Below are 14,675 nucleotides of genomic sequence, written 5' to 3'. Positions count from 1 at the left end.
CGGCGTACTGCTCGATGGCGGCAATGTTCGGTCGCTGCAGGCGGGGTGTCGCTCCGGCGTCCGGTCAGCGGGTGGCGAGGAGCTCGAGCGTGTCGATCACGCGGTTCGAGAAGCCCCACTCGTTGTCGTACCAGGCGACCACCTTGATGTGGCGGCCGTCGACGCGGGTGAGGGCCGAGTCGAAGATCGACGAGGCGGGATTGCCCGTGATGTCGGACGACACGAGCGGCTCGTCCGAGTACTCGAGGATGCCGGCGAGCGGCCCCTCCGCCGCGGCGCGGTACGCCGCCAGCACCTCGTCGCGCGTCACGTCGCGGGCGACGGCCGTGTTGAGTTCGACGATCGAACCCACCGGCACCGGTACGCGGATCGAGTCGCCCGACAGCTTGCCGTCGAGGTTCGGCAGCACCAGGCCGATCGCCTTGGCGGCGCCGGTCGTGGTCGGCACGATGTTGACGCCGGCGGCGCGGGCACGACGGGCGTCGCGGTGCGGACCGTCCTGCAGGTTCTGCTCCTGCGTGTAGGCGTGCACGGTCGTCATGAACCCGTGCTCGATGCCGGCGAGTTCGTCAAGGACCGCTGCCAGGGGCGCGAGCGCGTTGGTGGTGCAGGAGGCGTTCGAGACGATCGTGTGCACGTCCGGGTCGTAGGCGTCGGTGTTGACCCCGAACGCGAGCGTGACGTCGGCGCCGTCCGACGGCGCACTGACGAGCACCTTCTTCGCGCCCGCGTCGAGGTGGGCGCGGGCAGCCTTGGCCGAGGTGAAGCGGCCGGTGGCTTCCAGGACGATGTCGACGCCGAGGTCGGCCCACGGCAGCTGCGCCGGTTCGCGCTCGGCCAGCACCGTGATCCGACGGCCGTCGACGACGAGGGCGTCCCCGTCGACGGTCACCGGACGCCCGAGCCGGCCGGCCGTGCTGTCGTAGGCGAGCAGCCGGGCCAGCGTGGCGGGCTCCGTCAGGTCGTTGACGGCGACGATCTCGAGGGCGCTGTCGCGTTCGAGCAGTGCGCGCAGCACATTGCGTCCGATGCGGCCGAATCCGTTGATGGCGATGCGAGTCATGAGTGATGTCCCTTCCCTTCGCCACCAGGCTCGCCCGCGGCTCGCGCCGCTGACAGTGGCGAGATCGCCATCGTTCAAAAGGATCCTGCCACGGTGCTATTCGCCCCGGGTGAAGGTGCGCCGGTACTCGCTCGGTGTGGTGCCGAGGACGCGCTGGAAGTGCAGGCGCAGGTTCGCGCCGGTGCCGAGGCCGACGTCGGCGGCGATCTGTTCGACGCTGCGCTGCGACCGCTCGAGCAGTTCGCGGGCCAGGTCGATGCGGGCGCGCATCACCCACTGCATCGGCGTGTAGCCGGTCTCCTCGACGAAGCGTCGGGAGAACGTGCGCGGCGAGACCGCGGCCTGCCGCGCCAGTATGTCGAGGGTGAGGGGCTCGTCTAGCCGGTGCAGCGCCCACTCGCGGGTGGCGCCGAAGCGCTCGCCGAGCGGCTCGGGGACGCTGCGCGGCACGTACTGGGCCTGGCCGCCGCTGCGGTAGGGGGCCGCGACCAGGCGGCGGGCCGCGTGGTTGGACGCGGCCACCCCGAGGTCGCCGCGCAGGATGTGCAGGCACAGGTCGATGCCGGAGGCGGCGCCGGCCGAGGTGAGCACGCTGCCCTCGTCGACGAACAGCACGTTCTCGTCGACCTGGACGAGCGGATGCCTGACCATGAGTTCCCGCGTGTAGTGCCAGTGCGTCGTGGCGCGCCTGCCGTCGAGCAGGCCCGTGGCGGCGAGCGCGAAGGCGCCGGTCGAGATGGCGGCGAGCCGCGCGCCCCGAGCGTGGGCGGCGATCAGTGCGTCGACGACGGCCTGCGGCGGGTCGTCGCGGTCCGGGAACCGGTAGCCGGGGACGAAGACGATGTCGGCCCACGCAAGCGCGTCGAGGCCGTGGGCGACGTAGTACGACAGGCCATCGCCGCCGGTCACGAGACCGGGCGTCGCCCCGCACACCCGCACCTCGTACGGCATGCTCGTGCGGGTCGTGAAGACCTGTGCGGGAATTCCGACATCGAGCGGCTTCGCACCCTCGAGCACAAGGACGGCGACGCGATGCAGGCGGGAGGCTGGCATGGGCAAGAGGCTACGCGGGGCGTGACTTCGATCTCCGGCTGCAGACACCGCACCGCCGCCGCTGAAGCCGCCCGCCGTCCGGAGAACCTCGGGCAACGAGCCCGCTTCCAGGGCGCCGTCGTCCTCGACGACCGCAGACTCAGGCGGATCATGAACCCCAACGACCCCGCGGTCCATCCCGGCACTCCCGTCACCTGCGTCCACGACCCCGCCAAAGCCCTGTCCGAACGGGCCCGCCAAAGAGCCTCTGGAGCTCCTCGGCCCCATCCTCGGCACACCGCTCGGATCGGTCGTCCTCGCGGGCGAGGTGGTGCAGGAAGAGCGCCAGTCCGGAGCGGCCGTGGAACAGCCCGCGGGCGGCAGACAGATGCACCCGGCGCTGCCGCGCGGAGGTCGCGGCCGGCACAAGCCGGGCTTCCGCAGCCCTGGGCATCGGAGGCCCGGCCGGCTCTGACGCCGCCGGGCGATCTGTCCGCCCGTGGCGATGCCGCCGTAGAAGGCTCCGTGGCCGTGGCGCCGGTGCCGGCCCTGGCCGGGATTCTGCCCGGCAAGGGCCGGCACACGGCCCGGCGTACATCGCCTAGTTGGAGAAGTAGAAGTACTTCCAAGCTCCGTGAGTGGTGGAGTTCACCGTGTCCCCGGAACTCCTGTCGATGTAGGAGGAGCGAACCCGGGCGCGGATGCCGGACTGACCGGCGTGGCCCAGGTTGACGACCGACTTGCCGTTGGTGCTGAGGGCGAAGTACTGGGTGGCGGTGTCGTACCACTTGCCGCCCGAGTACACCTGGAGCTGGATCCGCTGCATGCGGCCCTTGTAGTAGCTCATCGTCGTGGTGCAGATGACGTCGGTGTTCTTGTGGAAGTACTGGTATGTCGTGTTGCCGATCTTGCCGGTCTTGTAGTGCCTGGAGAGGGTCGTCGAGACCTTCACCTTGGCGTAGGCCGTGGCAGTGACCGACTTCGGGGCATAGCGTGCGTCGCCCTTGAACACCGCGGTGATCGTGGTGTCACGGCTCATGTCGAGGGTGACCGACAGGTTGCCGCTGGAGTTGACCTTGCCGGTCTTGACGAGCTTCTTCGGCTTGTCGGCGCCGGCCGGGTCGGCCCAGATCTCCACGGAACGGTTCGTGTACGTGGTGCCGAGGCGCGCGGTGAAGGCGATGTCGGCACCGTAGGCGTAGAGCTTGCCGTTGTTGTTCAGGGTCAGGCTCGGCGTGGCGCGCGAGACGGTGGCCGTGTCGGAGGCGGTGACGGTGGTGTGGGACGCGTCGCCCGCGTAGGTCACCGTGTACGTGACGGCGCCGCCGGCCGGCGGGGTGTCGGTGAAGGAGAAGCTGCCACCCGATCCGAGGGGCTTGGTGCCGAGTGACTTGCCGTTCGGCGACTCCACGTCGGTCCGGGTGACGGCCAGTGGGGTCCCGGCGGGCAGGGCCAAGCCGGAGGTGAGACTGCCCTTGACGGTGAGGGGCTTGGCTCGGGTGGCCGTGGCGGGGGCGTCGACCGTCAGCCTGGCGACGTACTTGCGGGGGGTGTCGACGGCGTGGAACCGGGTGGAGTCGTTGGACCCGGTCAGCACGAACAACTGGGTGCCGTCGTGCGACCAGTTCATCGAGTGCCCGAACCAGGGCATCCATCCGGACGACAGGTTACGGATGCTGGGCGGGCGGCCGGGGTCGTTGCTGAAGACGTAGGTGTCGCCGAGGTTGTCGGTGTCGAGGACGGTGGCCGCGACCGTGCCGTCCTCGGCGATGCTGACCGTCTCCGGTTCGGAGGCGACCGGGTAGGTGCGCACCTGCTCCAGGTCGGAGAGCCGGTACTCGGTGAGCGCCCGGTTGCCCGGGCCCGCCACGACGACGTTCTGGCCGTCCGGGGTGAGGGCCGCGTCGTTGTAGAAGCCGCCCTTGTTCGCGGAGACGCGGATGGCCGGGGTGCCGGTCGAGATGTCGTAGACGATGATCGGGCCGGAGCTGATGCCCGAGTCGAGGGCCAGCAGTGTGCCCGGGTTGTCGGGGTCGGCGTACAGCTCGGGCGGAGTGGCGAAGTCGTGCCCGGCAGCCAGGTCGAGCGTCACCGTCGGGCTCTGGGCCGTCAGGTCCACGACGCCGAGTCCGGAGTCCCACTGGTCGCCGTAGCCGAACCACAACTTGCCTTCTGCATAGGCGAGTCGGGAGGGAGCGGTCTTCTCACCGGTTGGGTATTCGGCGCTCCGGGTGAGGGTCGCCGTGTCGAAGGCGACGATCTTGTCGGCCCCTTGGACCGCGGCGTACAGCGTCCCGGAGTCCGGGCTCAGCTCCAGGTCCCGGACCTGCGGCAGGTCGGTGAGGGTGGCGGTGACCTTACCGGTGTAGTCGGTGACGACGATCCGGTTCTGGTACCGGTCGCTGAAGTACAACTGCCGGTGCAGGCCGTCGACGACGGTGTCGTCCGCGTCCGAGACGGCGATGGGCCTGCTGGTGTCGGCGGTTGCCGGTGTGGTGTTGAGCGCCACTGAGCCCAAGACGATCGCCAGCGTCGTAGCGGCCGTGAGAGTGCGTCTGTGCACGGTGTTTTCGAACCCCCCGGAACGAAAATTGTCTGGTGCCACCGCACCCGGCGGCCGCAGCGAAATGGGTGTGGCCGGTGAAGTACGTGTGGCGAATGAGTGCAGGTTAAGTCATGCCACCGACAAGCCGACCGGTGGGATCCCCCTCTGACGCCCCACGGCGTGTCGCGGACCGGGCGCCGGCCCGGTGACGCCGGCCGGTTCGTGCGGGCATCAGGTGGGCCGACCACCACCTGACCGTCACGCTGCAGCCCAGGGGCCCGGAAGGTCCGTGTGGACTCCCGGGCCCCGGCGCAGTGCGGGCCCCCGCCGCAGTGCGGGCGCCCTTTGATCACCTGTTCAGCAGTTCCGGATGTGCCACACAGGCGTCCAGTCGTAGTCGTAGGCGACCCTGTCCGGCAGGACGGCATCCAGCACCTCGCCGTTCTGGCCGTAGAAGAACGCGGCGGCGCCGATCTGGTTGTTGACCACTTGGCCCCGGCCGTTCCAGTTCGACAGGGAGTACCGGTTGCAGTAGTAGAGGAAGAAGACCTTGTACGCCCCTGCCGAGGGGTCCCAGACGGCGGGACACAGATAGCCCTCGTCACAGTCGACGGGATTGCCGGAAGTCGCGTGCACATAGTTGGCGGACGGGGAGATCGTCGGAGAGGCCGCGGCCACTCGGGAGGTCGGCGAGGGTGCGCCCTCCGACGCCGGCGGCATGATCATCGTGTGGCTGTCCTCCGCGCGGGGCGAGTCGGTGGCCGCCTGGACCGGCCCTGCGGCGAAGGCGGAGAGCAGCACCGACAAGAGGACGCCGAACACGCCGAGAGTGGTACACCTGGTACGCACCGTCACTGTTCTCTTGTTCGTCACGCGTACGTCCTTTCCGGTCACTGCTGATTCGGGCACAGCGGAACATCCGGCAGTTGGTTGTCCGGATGGCTGATGTAGATGTTGGAGATGTAGCCGCCGTATTGGGGCAGGTACGCCCACCACTCGTTGGTGTAAGGCGGAACGGAGACGACCTGGCCCTTCTTCTGGCACCCCACCAGCACTTCCACGCCGGCGGGAAGCCGTGTCAACACGTTGCCGTCCTCGATGAGCGGTTCCTCGCGGACGTTGACGCCCGAGCTCCAGGTTCCGTACCACTTTCCGGACGGCACGCTCGCGCCGGGTACGGTCAGCGAACGGGTCAGACGGCCGAGGTCGGTGAAGGCCTTGCCGTACGAAGTGCCTTCCGGATGCAGCGAGAAGACGGCCACGATGGAACGGTCGCCCGCGCCGACGGTGCCGGTCGTGTGCAGCGCCGGACGACGCAGGTCCGCGGTCGCGGCGGTCGGAGCACTCGGCCGGGAGACGGCCGCCGGTGCGGAGGCGGAACTCACGGGCCCGCAGGTGCCCGGCTCGAACCCGGTCGCCCCGCCGGACCAGCCCTGCTTCACGGCCCATGGACGGTCGAACGCGGCTGCGACACCGAAGTGCTGGTCGAACCCGTCCGACGCGCAGCGTGTCGACTGGCGCAGATTGCCCATGACGAGGTCGCGTACGGGCGCGGGCGCCCCCTCCAGGAGGTACCGGTAGACCTTCACCGTGTCACGGGCGGACGTGGCGGTGTAGCCCCACATCTGCTCCTGGCCGGCGGGGGGCGGCGCCGTGTCGGTGAGGCCGAGTCGGCTTGTCATCCGGTTGACGATCGCGGACCCGCCGTAATGCGACCAGTAGTGGTTGGCCGCGTCGTCGTCGCTGCTGCGGAGCATGACGTTCAGCCGGGTGCGGTCGGCGGCCGGGACCGTGTAGTCGGGGCCTCGGGTCCACAGGAAGTCGAGGGCCAGCAACAGTTTGACGATGGACGCCGACCGGAACTGTGTGCTCGCGTTGAGCTGCTCGGAGAAGGTGCCGGTCTGTCGGTCGAACACGGCGACACCGGCCGTCACACCGACGGGCACCTGGGCGTTCGACGCCTCGACGGACGAGGTGTCGTCGGTTCCATCCGGTAGTGCCGCGGCGGATTGCGGCCATGCGGCGCCGGCGAAGGTCAGAGAGAGAAACGCTGCTATGACGACGAGAAGATGTCCGGGTCTACGACTTGCGGAGGCCCAGGTGGAGACAGTGCTGCGTATCATCGGTCCTCGGGTTCGTCAGGCACCGACAAGGAGCCCTCTCGGAAGGCGAGGGCTCCGCCGGGCCGGGGGCGGCGGGACAACTCCCGTGACTTCAGGGAATGTTGCATTCCGTCATGCCGGGCCAGGGATCGGTCGAGGTCCACACGTCCACCGCCGGAACGAACCCCCAGCCGCGCTGCCTCTCCTCACCGGGGGCGATACGGTCGCCCAGGGTGTAGTACCAGATGTTGTTGCCTCCGGCGTGCGCGGCGCCCCTGCCCCAGCACACGAACCAGCTGGGCGAGGTGTCGATCCAGCCGATCACCCCACAGGCGGAGATGAAGCTGGCGCAGCCGTACAGGGGAGCCCCGGAACGATTGCCGCAGACCCAGTCACTGGTCCAGGTGCGCCCCGTGTAGGCGTCGTAGTGACTGACGTTGCGGTGGGTGCACGACGCCTGGACGGCCAGAGGATCGGCGGCGCCCGTGTGTTGCTCTTTCACTTGCACGGCGTTTGGGCCACCGGCCGGTGGCGACGATGCCTGGGCGGCACCTCCGCCCAACACCACGGCCAAGAGGGCGGCGACCACCGCCACGGTCTGTTTCACGGACATGCTTCGGCCCCCGATGTGTAGAAGTCGATGGTCATCGAGTCCTGTCCGCCCCCGCCAAGCGCCTGCGAAGGGCGTGCAGTTGCCAGGACGTCGCCTGTGAGCCTTACATCAAGGAACCGCTCTGTCACGACAGGCAACCATGCGACATCACAGTCGATCGATAAGGGATTCACCATGACCGCAGGCGGAGCAGCCGCTGACGACGCGTTACCGGCGGGCTCGGATTCACGCGCCCCAAGCCTTCACCAACTACGCCTCTTTGTCGCCCTGGCCGATGAACTCCACTTCTCGCGGGCCGCGGATCGCCTTTTCATCACGCAGTCGGCACTGAGCCAGCAGATCAAGGACCTGGAAAGACGCCTCGGCCTGAGGCTGTTCACCCGGACGAGCCGGGCCGTCAGCCTCACCGCGCCCGGTCAGGTACTGCTGGTGGACGCGCGTGAGGCGGTCGCGGCCGTGGACCGGCTGCGCCGCAGCGCCGAAACCCAGGCGCGTCGGGCCTCCGGCCGACTCGTCGTCGGCAGTATCGGCGCCGAGGCCGCGATGCCGCATACCCGCGCCGTGCTGCGCCTGTTGCACGACCGGCACCCACAGATACATGTCGAGGTACGCAGCCTGAACTTCGCCGACCACGTCGATGCCCTGTTCCGGCAGGAGGTCGATGTCGTCTTCCTACGGCCACCCGTACCGAAGGGCATCGACGTGCAGCACCTCGTCACCGAGCCACGGGTGGCCTGCCTGCCGGCGGACGACCCTCTCGCGAACCGAGAGTGGATCACGCTGGCCCAGCTGGCCCACCATCCGGTGATCGACGTGCCGCCGGAAGTGCCGAGGAACTGGTGGGACTTCTGGGTCGTCGATCCTCGCCCCGACAACACCCCCGTACGCTACGGGCCCGTCGCATCGGACATGGAAGGGCTTCTGCACCTCGTGGCCCAGGGCAAGGGAATGTGTTTCCTGCCGGCTGCCGCCCGTGACTTCTTCCCCCGCCCCGGTGTCCGGTACCTCGACGTCGTCGATCTGTCGCCCTCCACCGCGGCACTCGCGTGGCTCAAAACCCATCGGTCCCAGCCGATCATCGACGCCGTTCTCGAAGTAGCCAGGTCATTCAGCAGGGGCGAGGACTCTGGGCCTCGTGGCGCGTGACCACAGTCGAGTGATGCCAACACGCCTTGTAATCACTGGGATTGCCGGGCACCGGTCGGGCGGGCCGGTGCCGCCACGCCGCAGAGGGTCCGGGTCAGAACATGGTGTTGTCGTTGCCCGACTCCTCCGGGACGGGCTGGATGACGTCCCAGTGCTCGACGATCTTCCCGTCCCGGACCCGGAAGATGTCGACGACCATCTGCCTGGTGCCCGGCTCCAGCACGGCGTGGGAGTGGAGCAGGACCAGGTCGTCCTCGGCGATGACCCGCACGACGTCGTACTGGAGATTCGGGTAGCGGCCCCTGAAGCCGGTGACGAAACCGCGCAGCGCTTCGGTGCCGTTGGGAGCGTGCGGGTTGTGCTGGATGTACTCGTCCCCGACGTCGGAGCACTCTGATCGTCCTGCGGCTCGGGCAACGCACCCACCGATTCAACGAACTCCACCGCGAGATCGACGGAATAAGTCAGCGGATGCTGACCCTGACCCTGCGCGCACTCGTCCGCGACGGCCTGGTCAGCCGCACCGCCTACGCCACCGTCCCGCCGCGCGTCGACTACGAACTCACCGAACTGGGCCGCACCTTGCTCGGCCCGATCATCGCGCTCCACGAATGGGCCGTGGCCCACCGCGACGACATCCGCCAGGCACGCGTCGACCACGACGACGCCGCAGGTGCGGGGCTCGATTCCCTGCCTGCGCCCGCCTGATCGAGGCCACCCGCGACGGATGACGTAGGCGGGGCGGGACAAACCTCTGCCCGGTCAGAGCACTGGCCGGGGTGCGGGAGGCATTGGTCGTACTGCGACAGCAAGCTCGGGGGCTTACCGAGCCTCAGCTCTTGCCGGGGTGCCGCCGAAGGCGGCGGTGCGCCGGTCCCGGAGCTTGCCGGAGGCCGCCGGTCAGCGGTCCTCTCGATGTGCGTGTGCTTCGGCGAGGAGGAGGTAGCTGCTGGCGGTCCAGGTGTAGGCACGGTCGCGCAGACCCGTTCCGGTGAGGGCGTCGAAGTTCTCGGCGAAGCCGTGGGTCTCGCACAGGGCGCGGAAGCGGGCGCTGATGTCGTCGGCCAGCCGGTGGTGGCCGGCGCGACGCAGGCCGTCCTCGACGAGGACGGTGGCGGGGGCCCAGATCGGGCCGCGCCAGTAGCCATCGGCCAGGTAGTGCGGTGACGTGGTCACTTCGGTGGCCAGGCCGTACGGGGTCAGGTGGATTTTGATGTGGTCGGCCAGCGCGCTGCTGACCTCGCCGGGCAGGTGCTCGCCCAGCACGATGGGCATCAGGTCGAGGAGGCTGGAGCTGCTCCAGGTGTCCCCCGTGGCGACCCCTCGGGCGACGAATCTGTCGCCGGTCCAGAGCTGCTCGAACAGCGCCGTCTGGGTCTCCTCAGCCACTCGTATCCACCGGCGGCTGTCCTCGGGCTTACCCAACTCAGTTGCGAGAAAGGAGAGTTCACGTAGCTGGAGGACGAGGAAAGCGGCCAGGTCAGCGGTGACGATCACCCGCTCGGCGTCGAAGGTGGTGGCGTTGTCCCAGCCGCTGTCGTTGCCGTGCTGGTAGTGGGGCAGTCCGGTGCCGGGGGCTCGTCGTGCGGTGAGCCAGAAGTTGGTCCAGCGCTCCAGCCGCTCGTACGCCTCGGCCAGCTGGGCTTCCCCGAGAGGCGCCGGGAGGCGGCGGCGCAGGTGGCCGAGGGCCCAGCCGTGGATGGGCGGTTTGACGAAGTTGTAAAGCACCTCGGAGTGGGTGACCGAGTCCGGCAGGGCGCCGCTGTCGTCCTGGTGGTCGAAGGGCAGGTGGTACTGGTCCCAGGCGAGTTCGGGGCGTCCGGGGGCCAGGGCGAGGGCGTTGAAGCAGTGGTCCCAGCTCCAGACCTTGTCCATCCAGTGCTTGGACATCAGCACGCCGGGCCGGGTGACCAGGCCCGTCGGCCGTACGGTCGCCGACCAGACGACATAGGCGGCGAGTTCGGCCGCCGGGGTCGCGGACGAGCGCCAGGGGGCCACCGCGTCGACGAAGTCCGCGAACGCGCCGCGAGCGGACTCCACGACGTCGTCGAAGGCCGCCGGGGTCGCGTGCGGCGGGCGGGCGGCGTCGAGTTCCTCGATCGCGATCTCCCAGGCCCCGTCCGCCTGTGCGGTCACGGCGAGCCCCCGGTCGGCGCTGCCCAGGGCCTGGGCTCCGGCCGCCTCGGCGATGGTGCCGGACAGCACCGTGACGCGGTACCGGCGGCCGGTCTCGTACGACGTGAACACGTGCGCGTCCGCCGCCGGGTCGTGGAAGAAGTACGTTCCGCTGAACGGGGTCAGGGTGTGCACGGCGGCGAAGACGCCGATGTCGATACCGGTTCCCCGCAGGCGTACGGTGTCCGGCGACTCGTATGCGAGGTCGACGCGCCCGCCCGCGCCGATCCAGCTGAGCAGGCCCGGTGTCGCCTCGACGCCGGTCTCGGCACGGTCGCCCGTCTCCGAGTCCAGGGGGACCAGGCGCAGAACGGCGTGCATGCCGTTCTGATGCGAGACGAGGTGGAGGTCCTCGGCGTACGTCTTCTCCGCCACCACGGGCGAGATGTCGAACCAGGATCCGTATGTGCTGAACGGGATGTCGTGGACGGAGAAGGCCGGGCCGGACGGGGCGGCGGTCATGGTGGCGTGACTCGTTTCTGGAGCAGGGGACGGCAGCCGACTGGCGACTGGCCAGTCGCTCTGGCGAGTTGGGGCTCAGTCCTTGACGGCACCGGCGGTCACGCCGGCGGCGACGTAGCGCTGGGCGAGGACGAGGATCACCGCGGCGGGCAGCGAAGCCACGACGGCGGTGGCCATGATGGCGTTCCACTCCTGGTTGTTGTTGCCGATGTAGTGGTAGATGCCGAGGGTGATCGGCTCGTGGGCGCCGCCGTTGACCAGGGTGCTGGCGAAGACGAAGTCGGACCAGGACCACAGGAAGGCGAACAGGGACACCGTGACGACGGCATTGCGGCTCATCGGCAGCACGATCGACCAGAAGGTGCGCAGGGGTCTTGCTCCGTCCATCTGCGCGGCCTGGAGCAGTTCGCCGGGGATGCCGGACATGAACGCGGTGAAGATCAGCACGGCGAAGGGGACGGCCAGGGTGGAGTCGGCGACGATGAGGCCGGGGACGGACTGGAGCAGGCCGAGCTGGAGGTAGATGGCGTAGAAGCCCATCGCCATGATGATGCCGGGGATCATCTGGGCGGCCAGCAGGACGAAGCTCAGGACGCCGCCGCCGCGCGGGCGCAGCTTGGCCAGTGCGTAGCCGGCGGGTGCGGCGAGTGCCACGGTGAGGGCGACGGTACCGAGGCCGATGACCAGGCTGGTGCCGAGGTAGGGCAGCTGCTGGTCGAGGACGGCGCGGTAGCCGGTCAGGGTGCCGTGGACGGGGAACAGGTCGGGCGGGCTCTTGCGCATGTCCTGGTCACGGGTGAAGGACACGTTGAGCATCCAGTAGACCGGGAAGAGCATGATCCCGGTCAGCAGCAGACCGAGGGCTGTCTTCCACCACGTACGGCGGCTGCTTGGGTTCATGACAGCGCCTGCTTTCGCTGAACTCGGACGTAGACCAGGCCGAACACCAGGGCGGCGACGACGAGGAGGTTGCCGACGGCCGCGCCGGGGCCGAAGGCGGGCAGGAGGTTGCCGAAGCCGAGCTGGTAGGACCAGGTGGCGAAGGTGGTGGACGAGTCCGCGGGACCGCCCTTGGTCATGATCCAGATGATGTCGAAGACCTTGAGCGTGTAGATCAGCCCGAGCAGCAGGGTGATCGCGGAGACCGGGCGCAGCAGCGGGAAGGTGACGCGCCAGAAGCGCTGCCAGGCGTTCGCCCCGTCGAGGGCGGCGGCCTCGTACAGGCTCGCGGGGATGGACTGCAGGCCGCTGTAGAGCACGACCAGGTTGAACGGGACGCCGATCCATATATTGGCGACGATCACCGAGGTGAGCGACCAGGAGGGTGAGGTCAGCCAGTTCACCGGGTCGATGCCGATGACGTGCAGGGCGGCGTTGACGATGCCGGAGTCGCTGTTGAGCATCCACGACCACGTGGAGGCCGACACGATCAGCGGCAGCAGCCAGGGCACCAGGAACAGGGCGCGCAGGGTGGCCGAGAGCCGGAAGTGCTGGTTGAAGAAGACCGCGAGGGCGAGGCCGATGGCGTACTGGAAGACCAGGCACACGGCGGTGAACAGCACGGTGTGGAGCAGGGCCGGGGCGAACGTCGGGTCGTCGAGGACGGTCTGGTAGTTCTTCAGGCCTGTGAAGGGCGCGTCGCCCTGGACGAAGGAGCGGACGGTGTAGTGGCGCAGGCTCAGGTCGACGTTGCGCCAGAGCGGATAGGCGTAGAAGAGGGCGAGGTAAAGGGTCACCGGGGCGAGGAATCCCCAGGCGGCCCACTGCGGGGAGGTGGGCCGGCGGCGTTTCCCGGTACGGGCGCGGGGCGGGGCGGCGGTGGCCGCCCCGTCCTGGACGCGCACGGGCCGGTGGTCCGGCGGGTGTGTCGTCTGCTTCATCGGGCTCACGTCACTTGGCCGCGGCCTGCGCCGAAGTGAGCGCGTCCTTGGGCGACTTGGACCCGCTCAGGGCGGACTGGACGGCCTTCCACATCTGCTCGGAAATCTTGGGGTACTTGGTGCCCAGGTCGTCACTGGTGCGGCCCTTGGCCGCCTTGACCGCGTCCACCCAGGGCTTGAGCTCGGCGTTGGCGGCCACCTGCTTGTCCTGGACCTCGCTGGTGGGGGCCACGTAGGACAGGGTGGTGTCGGTGTCGTAGAGGTTGTCGGTGCTGGTCAGGCAGGTGGCCAGCTTCTGGGAGGTGGCGTAGCGGCCGGTGTCGTCCTGGACCGGGAGGGTGACGAACTCGCCGCCGGTCGGGGCCGCGGCGTTGCCTCCGCTCGAGGCGGGGATGGGCAGGACGCCGTACTCGAAACCGGCCTTCTTCGCGTTGGCGAGCTGCCAGGTGCCGTTCTCGGCGAAGGCGTAGTCGCCACTGGCGAACTCCTGCCAGCTGGTGGTCTGGGTGTTGTTGAGCACCGAGTTCGGGGCGTAGCCGTCCTTCAGCCAGTCCTGCCACAGGGAGAGGGCGGAGACGGCCTGTGCGGAGTCGAGTTCGGTCAGCTTCGCGCCCGAGCCCCAGAACCACGGCAGGAACTGGAAGCTGCCTTCCTCCGTGCCGATCGCGGAGAAGGTGATGCCCTTCTTGCCCGCCTTCTTGACCTTCTCCAGCGCTGCCGTCAGCGACTTCCAGTCCTTGACCGAGGCGATGTCCACGCCGGCGTCCGTCAGTACCTTCTTGTTGTAGTAGAGCGCGAGGGTGTTGGCGCCGATCGGCGTGCCGTACGTCTTCCCACCGGACTGGCCGGCCGCGAGCAGGTTGGGGTCGACCTTCGAGGTGTCCAGCTTGTTGTCGTCGGTCGTGGTGAGCACACCCGCCTCGGCCAGGGTCGACACGACCGGGTTGTCCACGATCAGGACGTCCGGGGAGTTGCCCTGCTGCGCGGCCAGCAGTGTCTTGTTGGCCAGGTCGCTGGTGTCGAAACCGGTCCGCTTGATCTTCACGCCGGCCTCGGTGCCGCACTTGTCCAGCAGCTCCGTCCAGGACGAGCCCTTGGCGAACTGCGGGTACGGGTCCCAGACGGTGTACGTGCCGCTGCCGGCGCCCTTGGTGTCGGCGCTGTCCGAGCCGGAGGAGCAGGCGGTGGCGCTGACGGCCACAGCGAGGGCGGTCAGGGCCGCGGCGGTCAGACGGCGCTGTCTGGAGGAGCTGTTCATTGCACGGGTTCCTTTGTTCTGGGCATGCGGGTGCCTGGGGCACGGGTTGCTGGGGAGGCAGGTGGTTGCTGGGCGACGGGCACGCCGAAGGGCACCGAGGTGCGCTTGGGACGTTTGGGGGTGATGAGGGAGGGCGGGGGTCACCCGTGGGGTGCGGTCAGGGTGTCGTACCGGGTCCGGTGTCGGCGGTGGGGGTGCCGCCGGCGGGTCCGGTGCTGGCCCGCAGGGAGATCGGGGGTGCGAGGAGGTGGTGCCGGGGCGGCGCGGTGGGATGGTCGAGCCGTTCGACGAGCAGGTCGACGGCTCGGCGGCCCATCTCCTCCGCCGGCACGTCCGCCGCGGTCAGCTGCGGGGTCACCGTCTCCGCCCACCGGCCGGCCACGACCCCCGTGACGGAGA

General features: G+C 69.2%; 14 protein-coding genes. 2 read left to right on the top strand and 12 right to left on the bottom strand.

Annotated elements, in window-relative coordinates:
• Positions 1-64: 64 nt before the first annotated feature.
• The 6 genes from gap to ACPT94_RS25900 all read right to left on the bottom strand — a co-directional run bounded on the left by gap (position 65) and on the right by ACPT94_RS25900 (position 7,244).
• Positions 65-1,063 carry a type I glyceraldehyde-3-phosphate dehydrogenase gene (gene gap, locus ACPT94_RS25925; RefSeq protein WP_360346873.1) on the bottom strand — a complete coding sequence of 333 codons (999 nt, stop codon included), beginning with the start codon at positions 1,061-1,063 and terminating at the stop codon, positions 65-67.
• A gap of 96 nt (positions 1,064-1,159) precedes the next feature.
• Positions 1,160-2,116, bottom strand: coding sequence for a GlxA family transcriptional regulator (locus tag ACPT94_RS25920; RefSeq protein ID WP_425246931.1), 957 nt, complete (start codon positions 2,114-2,116; stop codon positions 1,160-1,162).
• Positions 2,117-2,696: 580 nt separating this feature from the next.
• On the bottom strand, positions 2,697-4,658 hold the full coding sequence (locus ACPT94_RS25915) for a YncE family protein (RefSeq protein WP_425246930.1): 1,962 nt from the start codon (positions 4,656-4,658) through the stop codon (positions 2,697-2,699).
• 339 nt (positions 4,659-4,997) lie between these two features.
• Entirely contained in the window at positions 4,998-5,513 is a 516-nt protein-coding gene (locus ACPT94_RS25910; RefSeq protein WP_425246929.1) for a hypothetical protein, read from the bottom strand.
• 17 nt (positions 5,514-5,530) lie between these two features.
• The gene (locus ACPT94_RS25905) at positions 5,531-6,574 is read right to left on the bottom strand and encodes a hypothetical protein (protein ID WP_425246928.1); all 1,044 of its coding nucleotides are present in this window, start codon (positions 6,572-6,574) and stop codon (positions 5,531-5,533) included.
• 280 nt (positions 6,575-6,854) lie between these two features.
• Complete coding sequence (locus tag ACPT94_RS25900) at positions 6,855-7,244, bottom strand: hypothetical protein (protein ID WP_360346881.1); 390 nt, start codon at positions 7,242-7,244, stop codon at positions 6,855-6,857.
• Positions 7,245-7,529: 285 nt separating this feature from the next.
• Between ACPT94_RS25900 and ACPT94_RS25895 the strand changes: the two genes are divergently transcribed.
• Positions 7,530-8,501 carry a LysR family transcriptional regulator gene (locus tag ACPT94_RS25895; protein ID WP_425246927.1) on the top strand — a complete coding sequence of 324 codons (972 nt, stop codon included), beginning with the start codon at positions 7,530-7,532 and terminating at the stop codon, positions 8,499-8,501.
• Between the two features lie 94 nt (positions 8,502-8,595).
• On the opposite strand, the gene ACPT94_RS25890 is transcribed toward ACPT94_RS25895, so the two are convergent.
• A complete protein-coding gene (locus tag ACPT94_RS25890; protein ID WP_425246999.1) occupies positions 8,596-8,868 on the bottom strand; it encodes a nuclear transport factor 2 family protein in 273 nt (90 codons plus the stop codon).
• Positions 8,869-8,894: 26 nt separating this feature from the next.
• Between ACPT94_RS25890 and ACPT94_RS25885 the strand changes: the two genes are divergently transcribed.
• Positions 8,895-9,209 (top strand): winged helix-turn-helix transcriptional regulator, encoded by a 315-nt coding sequence (locus tag ACPT94_RS25885; protein WP_425246998.1) that lies wholly within the window; start codon positions 8,895-8,897, stop codon positions 9,207-9,209.
• Positions 9,210-9,401: 192 nt separating this feature from the next.
• Here the strand turns inward: ACPT94_RS25885 and ACPT94_RS25880 are convergent, their stop codons facing one another.
• The 5 genes from ACPT94_RS25880 to ACPT94_RS25860 form a co-directional block, all read right to left on the bottom strand.
• Positions 9,402-11,138 carry an amylo-alpha-1,6-glucosidase gene (locus tag ACPT94_RS25880; RefSeq protein ID WP_425246926.1) on the bottom strand — a complete coding sequence of 579 codons (1,737 nt, stop codon included), beginning with the start codon at positions 11,136-11,138 and terminating at the stop codon, positions 9,402-9,404.
• 75 nt (positions 11,139-11,213) lie between these two features.
• Positions 11,214-12,038, bottom strand: coding sequence for a carbohydrate ABC transporter permease (locus tag ACPT94_RS25875; protein WP_360346887.1), 825 nt, complete (start codon positions 12,036-12,038; stop codon positions 11,214-11,216).
• Positions 12,035-13,018: a carbohydrate ABC transporter permease gene (locus ACPT94_RS25870; protein WP_360346889.1), complete on the bottom strand. Its 984-nt coding sequence runs from the start codon at positions 13,016-13,018 to the stop codon at positions 12,035-12,037. Before ACPT94_RS25870 ends, ACPT94_RS25875 begins: the two co-directional genes overlap by 4 nt.
• A 10-nt stretch (positions 13,019-13,028) precedes the next feature.
• Complete coding sequence (locus ACPT94_RS25865; RefSeq protein WP_360346891.1) at positions 13,029-14,276, bottom strand: sugar ABC transporter substrate-binding protein; 1,248 nt, start codon at positions 14,274-14,276, stop codon at positions 13,029-13,031.
• Positions 14,277-14,433: 157 nt separating this feature from the next.
• A partial coding sequence (locus tag ACPT94_RS25860) for a substrate-binding domain-containing protein (RefSeq protein WP_425246925.1) occupies positions 14,434-14,675 on the bottom strand: 242 nt, incomplete at its 5' end.

The sequence above is a fragment of the Streptomyces aurantiaciflavus genome, assembly GCF_049808595.1.
GTDB lineage: Bacteria > Actinomycetota > Actinomycetes > Streptomycetales > Streptomycetaceae > Streptomyces.
The sequence above is the reverse complement of the archived record's forward strand: the minus strand, read 5'-3'. Positions and strand labels throughout refer to the sequence as shown.

Coding starts and splice junctions, on each gene's coding strand:
- ACPT94_RS25870 (WP_360346889.1), bottom strand. CDS start 13,018: ATGAAGCAGACGACACACCCGCCGGACCACCGGCCCGTGCGCGTCCAG.
- ACPT94_RS25865 (WP_360346891.1), bottom strand. CDS start 14,276: ATGAACAGCTCCTCCAGACAGCGCCGTCTGACCGCCGCGGCCCTGACC.
- ACPT94_RS25895 (WP_425246927.1), top strand. CDS start 7,530: ATGACCGCAGGCGGAGCAGCCGCTGACGACGCGTTACCGGCGGGCTCG.
- ACPT94_RS25875 (WP_360346887.1), bottom strand. CDS start 12,038: ATGAACCCAAGCAGCCGCCGTACGTGGTGGAAGACAGCCCTCGGTCTG.
- ACPT94_RS25880 (WP_425246926.1), bottom strand. CDS start 11,138: ATGACCGCCGCCCCGTCCGGCCCGGCCTTCTCCGTCCACGACATCCCG.
- gap (WP_360346873.1), bottom strand. CDS start 1,063: ATGACTCGCATCGCCATCAACGGATTCGGCCGCATCGGACGCAATGTG.
- ACPT94_RS25920 (WP_425246931.1), bottom strand. CDS start 2,116: ATGCCAGCCTCCCGCCTGCATCGCGTCGCCGTCCTTGTGCTCGAGGGT.